Source organism: Ruminococcus sp. zg-924, from assembly GCF_024433635.1.
Classification (GTDB): domain Bacteria; phylum Bacillota; class Clostridia; order Oscillospirales; family Acutalibacteraceae; genus UBA7067.
The window spans coordinates 59154-77192 of sequence record NZ_WNJZ01000004.1 but is presented as its reverse complement, the minus strand read 5'-3'; the positions used below and the strand labels follow the sequence as shown (position 1 = coordinate 77192).

18 protein-coding genes and 1 rRNA gene are annotated in these 18039 nt (G+C 40.9%); 3 read left to right on the top strand and 16 right to left on the bottom strand.

Features of this window, described 5'->3' with window-relative positions; all coding sequences use genetic code 11:
- Nucleotides 1–59: 59 nt before the first annotated feature.
- The 6 genes from infB to rrf form a co-directional block, all read right to left on the bottom strand.
- Nucleotides 60–2438 (bottom strand): translation initiation factor IF-2, encoded by a 2379-nt coding sequence (gene infB, locus GMA13_RS02985; RefSeq protein ID WP_255882853.1) that lies wholly within the window; start codon nt 2436–2438, stop codon nt 60–62.
- Nucleotides 2432–2761: a ribosomal L7Ae/L30e/S12e/Gadd45 family protein gene (locus GMA13_RS02980; RefSeq protein WP_255882852.1), complete on the bottom strand. Its 330-nt coding sequence runs from the start codon at nt 2759–2761 to the stop codon at nt 2432–2434. Before GMA13_RS02980 ends, infB begins: the two co-directional genes overlap by 7 nt.
- Nucleotides 2754–3056 carry an RNase P modulator RnpM gene (rnpM, locus tag GMA13_RS02975; RefSeq protein ID WP_255882851.1) on the bottom strand — a complete coding sequence of 101 codons (303 nt, stop codon included), beginning with the start codon at nt 3054–3056 and terminating at the stop codon, nt 2754–2756. The genes GMA13_RS02980 and rnpM overlap by 8 nt, the downstream gene beginning before the upstream one ends.
- 23 nt (nt 3057–3079) lie before the next feature.
- Nucleotides 3080–4219: a transcription termination factor NusA gene (gene nusA, locus GMA13_RS02970; RefSeq protein ID WP_255882849.1), complete on the bottom strand. Its 1140-nt coding sequence runs from the start codon at nt 4217–4219 to the stop codon at nt 3080–3082.
- A 34-nt stretch (nt 4220–4253) separates the two neighbouring features.
- Entirely contained in the window at nt 4254–4727 is a 474-nt protein-coding gene (rimP, locus tag GMA13_RS02965; protein WP_255882848.1) for a ribosome maturation factor RimP, read from the bottom strand.
- A gap of 180 nt (nt 4728–4907) precedes the next feature.
- Nucleotides 4908–5024, bottom strand: a 5S ribosomal RNA gene (gene rrf, locus GMA13_RS02960).
- A gap of 335 nt (nt 5025–5359) precedes the next feature.
- Between rrf and GMA13_RS02955 the strand changes: the two genes are divergently transcribed.
- The 3 genes from GMA13_RS02955 to GMA13_RS02945 are packed head-to-tail and all read left to right on the top strand — an operon-like array spanning nt 5360 to nt 8043.
- On the top strand, nt 5360–6598 hold the full coding sequence (locus GMA13_RS02955; protein WP_255882847.1) for an ATP-binding protein: 1239 nt from the start codon (nt 5360–5362) through the stop codon (nt 6596–6598).
- A gap of 16 nt (nt 6599–6614) precedes the next feature.
- On the top strand, nt 6615–7823 hold the full coding sequence (locus tag GMA13_RS02950; RefSeq protein WP_255882845.1) for an ABC transporter substrate-binding protein: 1209 nt from the start codon (nt 6615–6617) through the stop codon (nt 7821–7823).
- Between the two features lie 34 nt (nt 7824–7857).
- Entirely contained in the window at nt 7858–8043 is a 186-nt protein-coding gene (locus tag GMA13_RS02945; RefSeq protein ID WP_255882844.1) for a hypothetical protein, read from the top strand.
- 49 nt (nt 8044–8092) lie between these two features.
- Here the strand turns inward: GMA13_RS02945 and GMA13_RS02940 are convergent, their stop codons facing one another.
- The 10 genes from GMA13_RS02940 to GMA13_RS02895 all read right to left on the bottom strand — a co-directional run bounded on the left by GMA13_RS02940 (nt 8093) and on the right by GMA13_RS02895 (nt 18032).
- Nucleotides 8093–9697, bottom strand: coding sequence for a potassium/proton antiporter (locus GMA13_RS02940; RefSeq protein ID WP_370687044.1), 1605 nt, complete (start codon nt 9695–9697; stop codon nt 8093–8095).
- Between the two features lie 95 nt (nt 9698–9792).
- Nucleotides 9793–12300 carry a DNA gyrase subunit A gene (gene gyrA / locus GMA13_RS02935; RefSeq protein ID WP_255882843.1) on the bottom strand — a complete coding sequence of 836 codons (2508 nt, stop codon included), beginning with the start codon at nt 12298–12300 and terminating at the stop codon, nt 9793–9795.
- Between the two features lie 23 nt (nt 12301–12323).
- Nucleotides 12324–12767 carry a thioesterase family protein gene (locus GMA13_RS02930; RefSeq protein ID WP_255910405.1) on the bottom strand — a complete coding sequence of 148 codons (444 nt, stop codon included), beginning with the start codon at nt 12765–12767 and terminating at the stop codon, nt 12324–12326.
- Entirely contained in the window at nt 12757–13470 is a 714-nt protein-coding gene (locus GMA13_RS02925) for a hypothetical protein (RefSeq protein ID WP_255882841.1), read from the bottom strand. Before GMA13_RS02925 ends, GMA13_RS02930 begins: the two co-directional genes overlap by 11 nt.
- A gap of 20 nt (nt 13471–13490) precedes the next feature.
- Nucleotides 13491–15467 carry a DNA topoisomerase (ATP-hydrolyzing) subunit B gene (gyrB, locus tag GMA13_RS02920; RefSeq protein ID WP_370687043.1) on the bottom strand — a complete coding sequence of 659 codons (1977 nt, stop codon included), beginning with the start codon at nt 15465–15467 and terminating at the stop codon, nt 13491–13493.
- A gap of 33 nt (nt 15468–15500) precedes the next feature.
- A complete protein-coding gene (locus tag GMA13_RS02915) occupies nt 15501–15893 on the bottom strand; it encodes a hypothetical protein (RefSeq protein WP_255882840.1) in 393 nt (130 codons plus the stop codon).
- A 12-nt stretch (nt 15894–15905) separates the two neighbouring features.
- Nucleotides 15906–16424, bottom strand: a complete 519-nt coding sequence (locus GMA13_RS02910) for a hypothetical protein (RefSeq protein WP_255882839.1) — start codon at nt 16422–16424, stop codon at nt 15906–15908.
- Between the two features lie 32 nt (nt 16425–16456).
- A complete protein-coding gene (remB, locus tag GMA13_RS02905) occupies nt 16457–16717 on the bottom strand; it encodes an extracellular matrix regulator RemB (RefSeq protein WP_255882838.1) in 261 nt (86 codons plus the stop codon).
- On the bottom strand, nt 16717–17823 hold the full coding sequence (gene recF / locus GMA13_RS02900) for a DNA replication/repair protein RecF (protein ID WP_255882837.1): 1107 nt from the start codon (nt 17821–17823) through the stop codon (nt 16717–16719). The genes remB and recF overlap by 1 nt, the downstream gene beginning before the upstream one ends.
- Nucleotides 17820–18032 carry an RNA-binding S4 domain-containing protein gene (locus GMA13_RS02895; protein ID WP_255882911.1) on the bottom strand — a complete coding sequence of 71 codons (213 nt, stop codon included), beginning with the start codon at nt 18030–18032 and terminating at the stop codon, nt 17820–17822. Before GMA13_RS02895 ends, recF begins: the two co-directional genes overlap by 4 nt.
- Between the last annotated feature and the right edge of the window lie 7 nt (nt 18033–18039).

Below are 18039 nucleotides of genomic sequence, written 5' to 3'. Positions count from 1 at the left end.
AGTGCTACACCGCTAAAGTGAACGGTGCAGCCCTGCTTTATTTATTGAAAATTTTTCAATTAATCTCTGTATTCCTCAATTTCAAATACCTCGAAAATGTCGCCTTCTTTAAGGTCATTAAATCGCTCTAAACCGATACCGCACTCGTAGCCTGCGGCAACCTCCTTTACGGAATCCTTGAAACGCTGGAGTGAAGCCACGCTGTCCTCGGCAACAACAATGCCGTCACGAACAACTCGGATTCCTGCGTTTCTCGTTACCTTGCCCGAGAGAACGTAGCTGCCGGCGATAAAGCCAACATTCTTAACCTTGATAACATTTCGGCACTCTGCCTTACCAAGCTCAATCTCTCTTGTTTTCGGTGCGAGCATACCCTTCATAGCAGACTCTATTTCTTCTATACAGTCATAGATAACTCTGTAAAGTCGCATATCAACTCCGCCACGCTCTGCATTTTCAGCCGCAACAGGGTCGGGGCGAACATTGAAGCCAACGATAATAGCGTCAGAAGCAGATGCAAGCATTACATCCGACTCGTTGATTGCACCAACGCCGCCGTGAATTACGTTTACTCTTACCTCTTCGTTAGAGAGCTTTTCAAGTGACTGTCTTACAGCCTCAACCGAACCTTGAACGTCAGCCTTAACTATAATCTTAAGCTCCTTAACCTCGCCGTACTTCATCTGGTCAAACAGATTGTCAAGAGTAACCTTTGTCTGTCTTGAGAACAGTTCTTCCTTCTGAGCATTCTTTCTCTGCTCAACAAGCTCTCTTGCAAGTCTTTCATCAGAAACAGCGTTGAAAATGTCACCGCCTGTTGGTGCGTCGTCAAGACCTGTAATTTCAACAGGAATAGACGGACCTGCTTCCTTAACTCTCTCTCCCTTATCGTTTGTCATCGCTCTTACACGTCCGACAGATGTACCTGCAACGATAATGTCGCCTACTCTGAGCGTACCGTTTTGAACAAGAACTGTCGCAATCGGGCCTCTGCCCTTATCAAGACGAGCTTCAATAACAGTACCCTTTGCACTTCTGTCCGGGTTAGCCTTAAGCTCCTTCATATCTGCAATGAGGGTTACCATCTCCAAAAGGTCTGAAATGCCTTCTTTTGTCTTTGCAGAAACAGGAATACACGGAACATCTCCGCCCCATTCCTCAGGAACAAGCTCATATTCTGTGAGCTGCTGCTTTACGTTTTCCGGGTTAGCGCCAACCTTATCCATCTTGTTAATAGCAACAACAATAGAAACGCCTGCCGCCTTTGCGTGGTTAATAGCCTCAACAGTCTGCGGCATAATACCGTCATCTGCCGCAACAACAAGTATTGCTATATCCGTAACCTGTGCGCCTCTTGCTCTCATAGTTGTAAAAGCCTCATGTCCCGGTGTGTCAAGGAAGGTAATATCCCTGTCATTTATTTTAACTCTGTAAGCGCCAATGTGCTGTGTAATTCCGCCTGCCTCGCCCTGAGTAACATTTGCATGACGAATAGCGTCCAAAAGTGATGTCTTACCATGGTCAACGTGACCCATAACTACAACAACCGGTGCTCTCGGAATCAGATTATCATCATCATCCTCACTGTCGTCAATAATTCTCTCCTCAATTGTAACGACAACCTCTTTTTCGACCTTTGCATGGAATTCCATTGCAACAAGCGCCGCTGTATCATAATCAATAACATCGTTTACCGTAACCATTGTGCCCATAAGGAAAAGCTTCTTGATAACCTCGGCTGCTGTTGCTTTTAATCTGAGAGCAAGCTCGTTTACGGTGATTTCATCCGGAATTGTTACGGTAATAGGCTTTGCCTTTCTCTCTGCCGCAATTCTCTTGAGTCTTTCCTGCTCTGTTTCTCTTTTGCCGCTTTTCTGCTTTCCTCTGCGCTGTGAACGCTGTGTTATTTTCTGCTTTGAAACAGTGTTCTCGTTTCTGATTTTTTCAGATGCAAGGCGGTCATATTTCTCATTGTATCTTTCAATGTCAACTACTGCCGCACGTGTGTCAATAACTCTTTTTTCTCTCTTCTGTGGCTGAGTATTCTGGCTTTGATTCTGGTTTTGAGCCTGAGCCTTGCTCTGCTGATTCTCGGCAGTTGTCTTTGCCTGCTTATTATTCTTCTGCGACTGCTTTTTGTTGTCAGTGCCTTGCTCAGCACTTTTAACCTCAGCCTTAGTTTCACTCTTACTCTCCTGCTGCAATATCTCGTTGTTCTTCTCTTCAATCATCTTATCACGGACTGCGAAATATGAATCAAAGCTTTCAAGAGAATTCTTCTGTGTGTAATAATCAAAAACAACGTCAAGCTCATCCTCTGTAAGAGCTGTCATATGCTTTTTCGTATCACCGAAATGCTTTTTAAGAAGCTCGACAACATCCTTGCTGGGAACATTAAAATCCTTTGCAACCTCATGAACTCTGTACTTAATTAGCATAAATTGCATTCCTCCCCATTCTTCTCACCGGCAAGTGATAAAAGCTTTTTTGCAAAACCTTCGTCATTTACGCTTGCAACAGCGCACAGCTTACCAAGTGATACGCTTATATCTTCTTTATCGTAATCTATATCTATAACCTTAACGCCGCTTTGTATAGCAGCGCCTAAAACGTTTTTGCGTGTGTTGGCTGATGCGTTCTTAGCAAAAAGCACAAGCCGAGCTTCGCCTTTTTTAACTGACTCAATAGTCGGATCGCTGCCAATTGTGATTTTTCCTGCCCTTCGGCACAGCCCTAATAGCGACAAAAACCTGTCATTCATTCCGGCTCAGCTCCTTTTCCATTGCATCAAATACCTCTTCAGGAATTTTGCAGGAAAATGCTCGCTCAAACCTTCTCGCCTTTCTTGCAAGCTTTAAACACTCGGTGCTTTTGCACACATAAGCTCCTCTGCCCGGCTTTTTGCCGGTGAGGTCAAGGCTTACCTCGCCCTGAGAAATCACTTCTCCCTGCTCGTCCTTGCTGTCCGGCGCTTTTACAACCCTTACAAGCTCACGTTTAGGCTTCATCTCGCCGCAGCCGGAACATTTTCGCATTGGAATTTTCTTTTGGCGCATTTCCGACCAGCTCCTTCGTGTGTTTATTCTTCGTCCATATCCTCGGTGAAATCATCGCTTTCCGAAGCAGCCTCATCGCTCTGCTTCTTAACTGCAAACGTCTCATCGTCGTCCTCACCGTAGAAACCGCTTTCAGGTCTTATATCTATCTTCCAGCCTGTGAGTCTTGCCGCAAGACGTGCGTTCTGACCCTTATTGCCGATAGCCAGTGACAGCTGACCGTCCGGAACAGTTACTTTGCACTGCTTTGAGCCGTCCTCGGCAACAACAACACTCAGTACTGTTGCCGGTGAAAGTGCTGCGGCAATAAACTTTGCCGGATCCTCATCGTACTCAACAATGTCAATCTTTTCTCCGCCAAGCTCGTTTACAATAGTGCCAACTCTTGCTCCTCTTGCACCAATACAAGCGCCAACAGCGTCAACGTCGCTGTCCTTGCTCCATACGGCAAGCTTCGTTCTTGAGCCGGCTTCTCTTGAAACAGACTTAATCTCAACCGTTCCGTCATAAATCTCAGGAACTTCAGTTTCAAACAATCTCTTTACGAAATCAGGGTGAGTTCTTGAAATAAGTACTCTCGGTCCTCTCTCGCTCTCCTGAACATCGGCGATATAAATTTTAACGTGATCGCCCTCTTTAAAGTTTTCATTTCCAACCTGCTCGTTTCTCGGCAGTACAGCTTCAGCTTTTCCTATTTTGAGTGTAACGGCGCCATTTTTGCCGTCAACTCTCTCAACGGTAGCTGTAACAAGCTCCTGATGCTTGCTCTGAAATTCCTGAAGCATCTGGCCCTTCTCACCGTCACGGATACCCTGACGGATAATGCTTCTTGATGTGTTAATGGCAATTCTGCCGAACTCCTTTGGGTCAAGCTTAAAGCCAACTTTGTCGCCTATTTCATAATCAGCCTTAATATCTCTTGCCGCCTCAAGTGAAATTTCGCAGTTGGGGTCAAATACCTCTTCAACAACCTCTTTGTTGAGGAAAACCTGAAAATCCTCGTTTTCCTTATCCATAATAACAGTTACATCCTCGTTGCCGCCGTAGGTGTTTTTGCAGGCAACAACAATGGCCCTTTGAATCTGTGAGAGCATATAGTCAACAGAAATACCTCTCTCCTTTTCCAACAGAGCAAGTGCAGCATACAATTCCTTTGTATCCATTTTTCTGAATCCCCCTTAAATTATTTATTATAAATTACATATCAAAATCATCAAGCTTTATCCAAACGGTATCCTTTTTGTTAATTGTGATTATCTCATCGTCAACCTCAATTTTAACCTCAGCCTTATCACTTTCCCTTAATATACCGGAAAATTCTTTGCCGAGCTTATCAATAGGTCTTATCATCTTTACCATAACCGGACTGTCAATAAATGCCTGAAAATGCTCCTCTTTTTTAAGCTCACGCTCAATACCCGGCGAGCAAACCTCAAGACAGTAGCTCTGTGAAATTGGGTCTGCCTCGTCAAGCGGCAAATCAACAGCTCGACTGACATTTTCGCAATCTTCAATAGTAATTCCGTTTTCGCTGTCAATGAAAATTCGCAGATAGTATTCGGCGCCTTCCTTTACAAAGCGCACATCCCACAGCGAAAGTCCGAGTTGCTCGATAATAGGCTTTACTATTTCTGTTACGTTGTCAACGGTGTTTCCGCCCTTTTTCGCCATTCAAACGCCTCCTTTACAAAGTTATTTAGCCAAACAGAAAGGAGCGGGTTTATTTCCCACTCCTTCACACATCTTTATTCTACTCAACTTTATATATTATAACACACTCAATTAATATATGCAAGCTTTTTATTTTTTAACAAAGAAAAACGACCGCCCTATTGGACGGTCGCTTTTATGTGTTGGCATCTCCCTATTTTCCCGGGCCGTCTCCAGCCAAGTATTTTCGGCACCGCTGAGCTTAACTTCTGTGTTCGGTATGGGAACAGGTGGACCCTCAGTGTCATCAATACCAACTTATTTTTGCTGTCTCTCTCGACTGCTTGATTATTATATCACAGCAGTTTTTAAAATGCAAGCTTTTTTTGAATTTTTTTAAAATTTTTTTGTTTGCTCTTGCCTCATAATTGTTAGCAATAATAAAATGTGCAATCTAAATTTTATTACTATTATTATACACACTAATCTAATTTATATCAAATTGAAAGACACAGTAGTTTTAAATTTGCAGATTTAATATATCAGTAAAATATAATTAGTATTTGACTTGCAGGCGCAAAAATTGTAAAATAATAGAATAAGTAAATATGAAAACGTGTTAATTTGAGCTGAATTCAAAAAAGAGGGATATTATGACTAAAACTGAGGAATATGCGCTCAAAATGAATTCCCTTTCTATTTATAAGGGAATTTTAAACCGAAGTGTACCGAGGGAGTTTCTTCACCTGCTTGAAAGCTCTCATAGCAAGCCTGCCGAATTTTTGTCGGCATGGGGCAACTTTTTTGCACTGTTGTGCGAAAAGGGTTGTCAGGACAAATTATGTACCTATATAACAAAGGCTGCTTTATATGATGAAAACAGCTTCTCTAAGGCTGCCGCAGGCGGTAAGCTTGGTGATTTGCCGGAAAGCATTATTTCAGCGGCACGCAGGGACATTTCAATTATAGTAGAAGCTTCTCTTATCTCGCCGCAGCAGATCATAAGTGATTATAAGTACGAAGATGAAATCAAGCCTATACTTGATACCCTGCCTCTTTGGCAAACAGGACAGCCTCTTTCTCAGATGGCAGACATAAACAGTGCTGTTGCGAGTTCTGCTGAATTTTATCTACAAAACGGCTGCGGTATGTTTGCACGTTACAAAGCATTTATTTGGCGTGACGGCTCAATTCATCCTGTGCTTCATCCTGACAGCGTTACTCTTGACGATTTAAAGGGTTACAGCTACGCAAGAAACCTTGTAATAAACAACACCCGTGCTTTTTTGAACGGTCAAAGTGCAAACAACTGTCTGCTTTACGGTGACAAGGGAACGGGAAAATCCTCGACTGTAAAGGCTATTCTAAATGAATACTGCACACAGGGCTTAAGAATTGTTGAGATGCCAAAGGAAAGACTATGCGATTTTCCTCTGCTGATTGACAAAATTGCTATGGTTCCTATGAAATTCATACTCTATATTGACGATTTATCGTTCCAAACTCAGGATGACAGCTACGCATCACTCAAGGCAGTGCTTGAGGGAGGACTTGCGGCAAGACCCGAAAACACACTTATCTATGCAACTTCTAACAGACGTCATATAGTAAAGGAGAATTTTTCAGACAGAGAGGGCGGAGAGCTGCACCGTAATGACCAAATTCAAGAGAGCCTGTCGCTTGCAGACCGATTCGGCTTGTCTGTAAACTTCTCATCACCGAGCAAGCAGGACTATCTTGATATAGTAGCCGCCATTGCGCAGCAAAGAGGCGTTGATATGGACCAGAGCGAGCTTTTCAAAAAAGCCGAGAGCTGGGCGCTTGACAGAGGCGGAAGGTCGGCAAGATGTGCAAGACAGTTTATTGATTCCTTATTTGTAAATAAATCATAATACAGGGAGGATAAAAATGATAAAGAAAGTTATGTCGCTGCTATGTATTGCAGCAATAATAATTTCGTTTGCAGGCTGTGGCGTTAGCGGAAATCAGGATTTTCCCGTAACAGTAGGTCACACAAGCTTTGAAAAGGAAGTAGGCAGGGCTGTTGTTTTGTCGGACAACGCAGCTGATATTTTGCTTCAGCTCGGCTATAATTCAAGAATAACCGGCAAAAGCGACGAATGTACACAGGAGGAGCTGAACGACGTTAAAAGCTTCGGCAAAAAAGACGAGCCGAATGTTGATAAAATAGTTTCAGAAAATCCGGACGTGGTTATAGCAGACAGCACTCTGAAGGATTCAAAGTACAACAATCTCTTGGAGAAAAATATAAAGGTTCTTCGTTTTGTTTCACCATCTACAAAAGAGGATCTCTCTATTATGTATCAAAAGCTGAATTCACTCTTTGAGGGAAAACTTACAGGCAGTGAAAACGGCAAGGAAGCCTTTGAAAATTTCTGGACAACTATTGAAAATAACCCAAAGTCACTACCGGATATTCCGGTACCGAAAACAGTATGCTACCTATACGATTACAAGGGTAAAACAGTTACGGGCGATATGCTTGGTAATGTTATTTTCTCAAGCGCAGGCGCATTAAACATTGCGTCCTCTGCAACAGGCGGCAAAATTGACATAAAAACAATACAACAGGAAAATCCACAGTATATTTTCTGTGATATAGGAATGTCGAAAAAGCTTGCAAAAAACACCGATTTCAAAGACCTTTTAGCTGTAAAGAATAAAAGAGTAGTTGAAATTCCGTCTGCCGACTTCTCAAGAGGCGGCGTAAGTATGCTTTCCGCAATAAAAACTATTACAGACACACTTTATCCGAATGGCAAGGCAGGCTCTGTTGCTGACAGCTACGGAATAAAATATGATAAAGACACCTTCTTCACCGTAGGCGACGGAGCAGACAATGACGAGGACGATACATACGGTAACCGTGACACAATTATTATTATCCAAACTCGTCTTGATGACCTTGGTTATTGGCCTCTCAACGAGATGACAGGATACTACGGCGACACAACAGCAATAGCTGTTGCTGATTTCCAATCGGCAAACGGAATGGAGTATCAGAGCGGCGAAGTTGATTATGAAACTCTTGAAAAAATGTTCTCAGATGACGCCGTATCACGCAGTGAACCTGTTGAAAAGCAGGAGACTGAATAAAACTCATTTGCCTTAATTAAAGGAGCTGTATTTTATGATATGGACAATTATTGTATTGATTATAATTTTTGCAATAATTGCAATTTATATGAAAAATTCGGCAAAGCACGGCTATCATTTTGGCTCTCAAATGTTCAAGAGCAGTGAAAACAATCTTGACGGTAAGCCGGAGGATTTAAGCGACAGAGATTATTACGGTGATAATAACCTGCTAAAATAGCTTAAAACAAAATAATATAATTATAGGGACGATGAATCTTCCCTATTTTTTATTCATCTATAACAACGACAGTATCATTTTCGTGAAGTCTTGTTTGTCCTGCCGGAACAAACGATATATTTCCTCTTTTAATTAAAACAACAATACAATCATCAAATTTAATTTCGCACAGGCGCTTGCCGCACCATTTATTTTTTGAATCAATCTCAATTTCCTTAAGATTAACGTCTGAATTGGTCTTAACTCCTGTTGTGCTAAGAATAAGCACATCTCCGCTTTGCAAAATTGTTTTTCCAACAGGAATAACCCTTTCCTTACCTCTCTCAATAAGAACAATTCTCGTTTGCGGCGGCAGAGTTATATTTTTTATCTTCTGCCCAATCCATTTGTGGCTTAAACCTATTTCAACGCTAATAAACTTGACGTTGCTCTCATGCGAATAGTCGGTAAAGGTTTTCATTACGTTTTCGTCCTTGTCTATCATATCAAGCTTCTTTGAAAAAAACGGCAGAAGCGTACCTTGAATCCCCACAGACAAAAGGACTATGCAGAACACAATGTTAAAGAAATCATTCTTGATATATGTATTGCTCACAATTACGAGTATTGCAAATACAATTGAGGTTGCTCCTCTAAGTCCTGCCCACGAAACAAGGAGCTGTTGTTTTAGCTTTGAGCGAAATACTGTTAATATACCCATTGTAGCAAGAGGACGAGCAATAAATGTTAGAAATACAAATATAAACAGTGCCGGAATTAAAATCTGCGGTATCTGCGATGGGTTTGACAGCAAGCCGAGGATAAAGAAAATTAACATCTGTAAAAGCCCGGTTATTGCATCAAAAAAGTGTACCATTCCCTTTTTATTTTTAAGCTTAACATTTCCTAAAATAATTCCGACTATGTAAACACTCAGGTATCCGTTGCCGCCCAAAATATACGGTACTGCATATGACAATAGAGCTATTGCAACAAGGAACAGACAGTCAAACTGCTCTCCGACAAATTTTATACATTTCAATGCAAGCACAGCCAAAAGCGCTATAACAACACCTATTACAACGCCATACACAACCTGTGCAAACACCATATATACAACCGACCACAGGTCAATTTCTCCGCCTGACTTTACAAGTGATATAAGTATAATGGTAAGCATATATGCCCAAGGGTCGTTGCTTCCGCTTTCAAGCTCCAACATTGACGCCGTACCGTATTTCAAACCGAGCTTTTTTGAACGCAGAATATTAAATACCGAGGTAGCGTCAGTACAGCTAAGCACAGCACCGAGCAGTAAACTCATCATCCAATCTATATTCAAAACAAAATGACAAAATACTCCGGTAAGTCCTGCTGTCAACACAACTCCTACGGACGATAAAAAAAGTGAGCGAACAGCAACCGGCTTAGCCTCACGCCAGTTTGTACCAAAGCCACCGTAGAAAATTATAAAAATCAAAGCAACAGTGCATATCTGCTCCGTAAATCCGTAATCATCAAACGGAATTTTAAAAAAACCGTCGGAGCCAAAAATCATTCCCAAAAATAAAAACGCAAGTAAAGCGGGAACGCCAAGCTTTGAAGTAAGCTTGTTTGCAAACACGCAGGCAATAATAATTACAGCAACCACAATAACACTTATCATAATATCCATTTTTCATCTCTCCAATCAAAAAAATAAGCGGGTACATATGGAACATAATATAATGCTCCATTGCACCCGTTTTTTATCAAAGTAAGTAATACCCTTTAATCTTGGGCATTGTCAAGGTCGGCTTCGTCATCCTCTGCGTCATCCTCTGCCTTTACCGTTTCCTCGTTTTCATCGTGAGGAACAGCCGCAAGAGTTACCACACAGCTTCCCTCCTTAATTCTCATAACGGTAACGCCCTTGCTCGGACGAGCGCAAATTCTGATTGACTTTGCCTCTATCCTGATAATTACTCCGTCATCAGAAATAAGGATAATATCATCATCAAGACTCACAACGCTGATTGCGGCAACTGCGCCGTATTTGTCAACGTGGTAGTTTTTAAGACCCTTACCTCCTCTTGACTGAATTCGATAATTTGAAACGTCAGACAGTCTGCCATAGCCTGTTTCGGAAACGGTGAGAATAAGACCGTCCTCCTTAACGGTAGTCATTCCGACAATTTCGTCGCCTTCCTTAAGCGACATTACCTTAACGCCTCTTGCAGTTCTTCCCATTGGGCGAACATCGCTTTCCTTAAAGCGAATAGCCATACCCTGTTTTGTGGCAACAATAACATTTTCACTGCCGTCAGTCATTCTTACCCAGGCAAGCTCATCACCCTCGTTAAGTTCAAGAGCTATGATGCCGCCCTTTCTTGTTGTATTATATGCGTTAAGCTCAATTCTCTTGATAAGTCCGTTTTTGGTAACCATAATTAGGTATTTGTCATCCTCAAACTGTTCAACCTTAATCATTGAGGTTACCTTTTCGTCACTTGAAATAGGAATAAGATTTGCTATGTTCATTCCCTTTGCTGTTCGGCTTCCCTCCGGAATTTCATAGCACTTAAGCCTGTAAACACGGCCTCTGTTTGTAAAGAAGAGCACATAATCGTGGCTGTTGATTATGAACATCTCGCTTGCAACGTCCTCTTCACGGCGGCTCATTCCGCTTACTCCTCTGCCGCCTCTTTTCTGAGTACGGTATGTATCGGCGGCAAGACGCTTAACATAGCCAAACTGAGTCAGAGTTAAAACACAGTCCTCCTTGGCAATTAGGTCTTCAATATCAACCTCTCCGCTGACTGACTGAATTTCTGTTCTTCTTTCATCAGCATATTTATTTCTTATAACAGTTATTTCTTCCTTCAATATCTCGAATACTCTCTCCTTGTGAGAGATAATATCCTCAAAATCTGCTATCTTAATTTCCAATGCGGCAAGCTCATCCTCAATTTTTCCTCTTTCCAAGCCTGTCAGCTGTCCCAAACGCATTTGAACAATAGCCTGAGTCTGAATATCATCAAGACCAAATCTCTCCGCCAATCTTGCTCTTGCAGTTGACTGATCCTTTGATGAACGGATAATTGCAATTACCTCATCAATATAGTCAAGGGCAACCTTTAAGCCCTCTAATATATGTGCTCTTTCCTTAGCTTTTCTTAAATCAAAGATTGTCCTCTTTGTTATTACCTCGCTCTGAAAGTCAATATAATACTGAAGCATCTGCTTGAGCGTTAATATCTTTGGCTCACCGTTAACAATAGCAAGCATAATAGCGCCAAAGGTAACCTGCATTTGTGAAAGCGTATAGAGCTTGTTTAAAACAATCTGCGGTGAAGCGTCCCTCTTTACGTCAATTTCAATATGCATTCCGTTTCTGTCGGAATGATCCTCTATATTTGTAATGCCTTCAATTCTCTTATCCTTAACAAGGTCTGCAATGCTTTCAATAAGCCTTGCCTTGTTAACCTGATACGGCAACTCGGAAACTATAATCTTAAATCTTCCGTTTTTCTGCTCCTCAATTTCAGCCTTGGCTCTTACAATAATCTTACCTCTGCCCGTAGCATATGCGGCTCTTATTCCGCTTCTGCCCATTATCTGAGCACCTGTCGGAAAATCAGGACCTTTAACATATTCCATCAATTCGGCAAGCTCTGCGTCCGGATTTTCTATAAGACAACAGATAGCGTCAATAACCTCACCAAGATTGTGCGGCGGAATGTTTGTAGCCATACCAACAGCTATACCGCTTGAACCGTTTACAAGCAGATTAGGAAAGCGTGACGGCAAAACAGTCGGCTCTTTTTTACGGTCATCATAGTTCGGCATAAAATCGACTGTTTCTTTGTCTATATCTGTGAGCATCTCAACAGATATTTTGCTCATCTTCGACTCGGTGTAACGGTAAGCAGCCGGAGGGTCGCCGTCAACAGAACCGAAATTTCCGTGGCCGTCAACAAGAGGGTATCTCATTGAAAAATCCTGAGCCAGACGAACAAGAGCGTCATAAACAGAGGCGTCGCCGTGCGGATGATAGCTGCCCAGCACTGTTCCTACTGTATCGGCGCATTTTCTGTAAGCCTTTTCAGGCGTCAGATTCTGCTCAAACATTGTGTATAAAATTCTTCTGTGCACAGGCTTCAAGCCATCTCTTACATCCGGCAAAGCACGTGATACAATTACTGACATTGAGTATTCCATAAAGGATTTTTTCATTTCCTTATTGATATCAACATCAATAATCTTTGAATTATTGCTTGTAAATTCACTGTTATCCAACTCAGTTACACCTCTTATCAAAATTAACCGTCAATTTCTATACTTGTTTTTAAAGCCTCATAAAGACCTGAATCAAATTTTTTAACATTTATTGGTCTGAAGGTTTTACTTTCAACAAAACCGTGAACCGTTTTTCCTGTTGTTAAAAGCTCGACATTACGCTTTACTGTGTAGGAAAACTCTATTTTTGCATATTGCAGACTTGATACACAGGCACTAATAACAATCTCGTCCTCATAATATGCAGGCTTAATGTAGTGGCAGCTTAAATCAACAAGCGGCAGCATAAGCCCCTTTTCCTCCAAAACGGAATAAGGTACTCCCAATTTTTTTATAAAATCGGTTCTCGCTATTTCAAACCAAACAGGATAATTTGAATGGTGAACTATACCCATCTTATCCGTTTCGGCGTAGCGTACAATTATTTTACTCTGTGAAATCATCTTATCACCCAAATTAAATATCATAAGGCTCTGTGCCATTCTTTATAATCTGCAAAACCTTTTTGTAAACTTCCGCATCAATACTTCTCTTCGGAATTGTAAACATTTGACCGTAATAGGTGCGGATAATTATAATCTCGTCCCCTATTTCGAGCGTTCCTGTTTTGTCAAGAGGAATTATCCATTCCTTGTCGCCCGACTTCTGCGTTATATCCTCATTAGTAATTTTAAGTCTTATTGAATCGCCCGTTGTGTTTTCACGGGCAAGCTTTTTAAGATGCAGCATCGGAACAAGCCATATTGCCCCTATTATAACAACGCAGAGTATGCTGAAAAACAGCCAGTTGTAGTTATTTCCGTATATGCAGGACAGAAAAAATCCAACAGACGCAAAAGCCATAATAATTGTGTATAAAATTGCACGATTTCCCTGTGTTTTATATATTCCTGCTCTTTTTAGAGTTTCAATAACCTCATTCTCCTCAAGGATAAAATCGGTACTTAAATAAACCCGTCTGTTGTCGTCATCTTTTTCTTCAAGCTTTTCCCTTTTTTCGTCCTTAATTCTGTTTCTCAGCTCGTCAACACTGTCAAAGCTTTCGTCCTCACCGAAAAAATTGCTGTAATCGTCTGTTGAAATCCTGTCAGCAGAGGATTCTGCCGATACTGTTTTGCTCTTAATCTCATTTAATTCATTCAAAATATCCTCAACCGAGCTGTCACTCATTTTCCTCTGCCTCCTTTTTATTAAATATCAAGATTTGTAACATATCTTGCATTCTTTTCAATAAATTCTCTTCTCGGCTCAACTTTGTCGCCCATAAGAATTGTGAAAATTTCGTCAGCCTCCTGAGCGTCGCTCATTTCAACCCTGAGCATAATTCTTGTGTCCGGATTCATTGTTGTTTCCCAAAGCTGTTCTGAGTCCATCTCACCAAGACCTTTATAGCGCTGAATTTCAGTTTTGCCATCTATGGACTTAAGTATTGCATCCCTCTCCTCATCGGAATAGGCATATTTATGTTCCTTACCCTTTGTTATTCTGTAAAGCGGGGGCTGAGCAAGGAATATATGACCCTCCTCAACAAGAGGACGCATAAAGCGGAAGAAAAATGTAAGAAGCAGTGTTCTTATGTGCGAACCGTCAACGTCGGCATCAGCCATAATTATAACCTTGCCGTAGCGCAGGCGGCTAATATCAAATTCATCACCTATACCTGTGCCCAAGGCTGTTATAACAGGCAAAAGCTTTTCATTGCTGTAAACCTTGTCAAGCCTTGATTTTTCAACATTAAGCATTTTACCCCAAAGCGGCAAAATAGCCTGAAATCTTCTGTCACGTCCACCCTTTGCAGAGCCACCTGCAGAATCACCCTCTACTATGTAAATCTCCGTTTCCTCAGGATTTCTCGACTGACAGTCTGCAAGCTTGCCGGGCAGAGCCGCATTTTCCATTGCACTTTTGCGCCTTACGCTCTCCTTTGCCTTTCTTGCCGCCTCTCTTGCCCTTGAAGCGGCAAGCGCTTTATCAAAAATAGACTTTGCTGTTGCAGGATTTTCCTCAAGGTAAATGCTTAGCTTATCACTTACAAGCTTATCCACAAGCGACCTTATCTCTATATTTCCAAGTCTTGCCTTTGTTTGTCCCTCAAATTGGGATTCCTTAAGCTTTACGCTGATTATTACAGTAAGACCCTCTCTTACGTCCTCACCGGTTAAATTTTTATCGTTATCCTTTAAAATTTTGAACTTTCTTGCGTAGCTATTCATTACCCTTGTTAAAGCACGCTTAAAGCCGTCCTCGTGAGTACCGCCGTCAGTTGTGTGAATATCGTTTGCGAAGGATAAAATACATTCGTTATAGCTTTCATTATACTGCATTGCTATTTCAACAAATGCGTCTCCGTCTTCTGAATTAGCACTGTAATAAATAATATCATCATGAACAACGTCGAGTGATTTTTTCTTGTGAATATATTCTACAAAGCTCTTGATACCGCCGCTGTAACAGTAATTTCCGGTAACAATATTTTCCGGATTTCTTTCGTCCTTAAGTTCAATATGTAAGCCTGCATTAAGGAAAGCCTGCTCTCTGAGCCTTGTTTCAAGTATTTCAAAATCGTATTCAAGTGTTTCCTTGAACATCTCCGGGTCTGCCTTAAAGGAAACCTCTGTTCCCTTTCTTTCAGTTTTTCCGATTATTTCAAGGTCATTTATTATATTTCCTCTCTCATATCTTTGAAAATAGATATTCTCTCCGTCATAAACCTTAACCTCAAGCCACTCTGACAGAGCGTTTACAACAGATGCGCCAACGCCGTGCAGACCACCGCTGACCTTATATCCGCCGCCACCGAACTTGCCGCCTGCATGAAGTACTGTAAATACAACGGTAACAGCAGGAATACCCATCTTTGAGTTGATGCCGACAGGAATACCTCTGCCGTTATCCGAAACCTTGATAATGTTGTTAGGCAAGATTTCAACGTCTATCTTTGTGCAGTAGCCTGCCAACGCCTCGTCGATAGAGTTATCCACAATTTCATACACAAGATGATGAAGACCTCTTGAGCCTGTTGAGCCTATATACATTCCGGGTCGCTTTCTAACAGCCTCAAGACCCTCTAATACCTGAATTTCATCGGCACCGTATTCGTTTTCGGTTGCGGTGATTTCCATATTTTCAATTACATCAGTGCTGTTCTCAATATTATTATTATCCATTTTTATCCTCCTGTACCGATCTATTCAAATACTTTATTTATCCGACATATTGCTTTTTCGGCTTCTGTTTTTTTGCGACCTTTTTTTCTTTTTGCTGTCATCAAGCGTTATTTTATTCTCCTCGCCGTCTACTTTATTAAATCTCACTGTGAACGGAAAAAGTATAACAGCAAGGCTTATAAATAAAACGGCTAAAATAAGACAGCCTAAAATTGTAATTCCGCTTAAAAAATTCAGCATAAGCAGATTAAGCGCAATCAAAAACACCGCTGTTACTGCAAGAATAATAACTCTGCCTCTTATGTATGAAACTGTGAATTTTCTCTTACAATTGTGACATTCACAGTTTTTATTATGCGTTACATTTTTTACATCCTTATATCTGTAAATTGCTCTGCAATAAGGACAAACAGGTAATTTCAGCAATCTGCCACTTCCTTATAGCTTTGAAATATCAAGAAAATTGTCATTTGAGCCGTACTTGCCCCTTCTTTTTCTTTCCCTAATCTTTGGTATCATTCTTGTATAATCCGCACTGCCCTTTGGGTCAACTATTCTTTCATTGCCCACAGTTTTCATAACCTTTGTTGTTCCGCTTGCACTCACAGGGTCGGACAGAGATATTTCACTGTTATCAGTCTTTTTTGTCTGAATTTTTTTTAGCTTAATAGGAACAAAACGAATAAACAGCGGAATACAAAAATAAAACAGTAAAAAAGGAATGAACATAAGAAAAATACAGAAAAAATTGCCCTTGAGCGGTGTAAACAGAAATACCGACAGCATTGCTAATGCAACAAGACATATAACAACTATAAATACCTTCAGACTTTTTACAAAATAAATTGTAGAATTTCTCCTGCATTTGTCGCAGGCATGCTCGCCGTTGGCTCTTTCTCTGATTGCAGATAAATATGAAATCTTCTTTCCGCAGTACGGACATTTCAAATTATCCATTTTATTTCTCCTTTCATATTCAAAAGCTAAATTCAATATCCTATTCCCTTTCTTTTTTGCAGAGTTGACGGGGAAAGCTGACATAAATATACCTTTTTTTTCTTACTCTTTTTTTCTCTGCAAACTATAAAGGACTTTGGCAGCTCATACGAAACATTAATTATCTGCCCGTTTTTTTCGCTTAAATTCAGAAATTTTCTTGTATTCTTTGAAATAGTGGTGTTGTCCGTATCAAATATACCGACAACGTCTTTTGAATTTATTACTATATCATTCCCAATATACAAATACATTATTTTTCCTCGGCTTCAATCTGCCCGCTGTTTACATAGAATATTCTTCCGCAATCAAGGTATTCAACAGCTGATTTGTCACAGCAGCTTATAAACACCTGTCTGTCTCTCGTTTTGTTAAGCAGGAACTTTTGTCTTTCAACATCAAGCTCACTTAAAACGTCATCAAGTATTATAACAGGTTTTTCGTCCTTTTCCTGCTGTAAAATGTCAGCCTCGCTGAGTTTCATGGCAATAACTGCGCTTCTCTGCTGACCTTGAGAACCATAAATTCTTGCACTTTTACCATTTATCATTATTTCAATATCATCCCTGTGGGGACCCGAGGATGTAACACGGTAGTTTATATCCTCTTTTCTGTTATCCTTAAGTCTTGACAAAAGCTTCTGCTCTATTTCGCTCATACTGTCGTTTTCCAAAGCTCCAAATGAGCTTTGATAATTCATAGTAAGCTTCTCAAGACCGCCGGAAATACCACAGTATATTTCCCTTGAATATTCCCTTAACAGTCTGATATATGAAAGCCTTTCAAAAACAAGAGCCGCACCCCATGAGGCAAGGCTTACATCCCAAGGCTCAAGCATATTTTCTCCGCCGTTTTGAGTTATTGCCTTTAAAAGAGCATTTCGCTGAGTTAAAATCTTGTTGTAGCGTGCATAAATATTGGCATATTTCGGCTTAAACCGGCAAATGGCACTGTCAATAAATCTTCGCCTTTCCCCCGGCCCATTTTTTATCATTGTCAGATGCTCAGGTGAAAATACAACCGATGAACAAACGCCTATCAGGCTTGACGCCGATTTTTTCTTTACGCCGTTTATAACAGCCTCTCTTTTGTTAGCCAGAATACTCAATTTTGCCGTTTGCTCCCTATCCTGTGAAAAAAAGCAAGCTTCAATTTCGGCATTACTGCACCCTTCCTTGATAAGCTCCCTATCCTTTGCACATCGAAAAGAGCGCAAACCGCCGAGCAACCATATACCCTCAAGCAAATTTGTTTTACCCTGACCGTTTTTGCCGTAAACTATGTTTACAGCCTGAGATACAGTGATAGAGCCATCCTTAAGATTTCTGAAATTCTTAAAGCTAAGCTCCTTTAATATCACTTTTTAAGCACCTCTAAAATTTTATCTTCAAATTGAACATTGTCGCCGTCTTTAATCTTTTTTCCCCTTTGTGTGCAGACCTCACCATTTAATTTAACAAGTCCGTCTTGCACCAAAAGCTTAGCCTGTCCGCCTGTTTCGGCAATTCCGCCGAATTTTAAAAGGCTGTCAAGCTTAATATATTCGTCGTCAATATAAATTTTTTCAATGCTCATA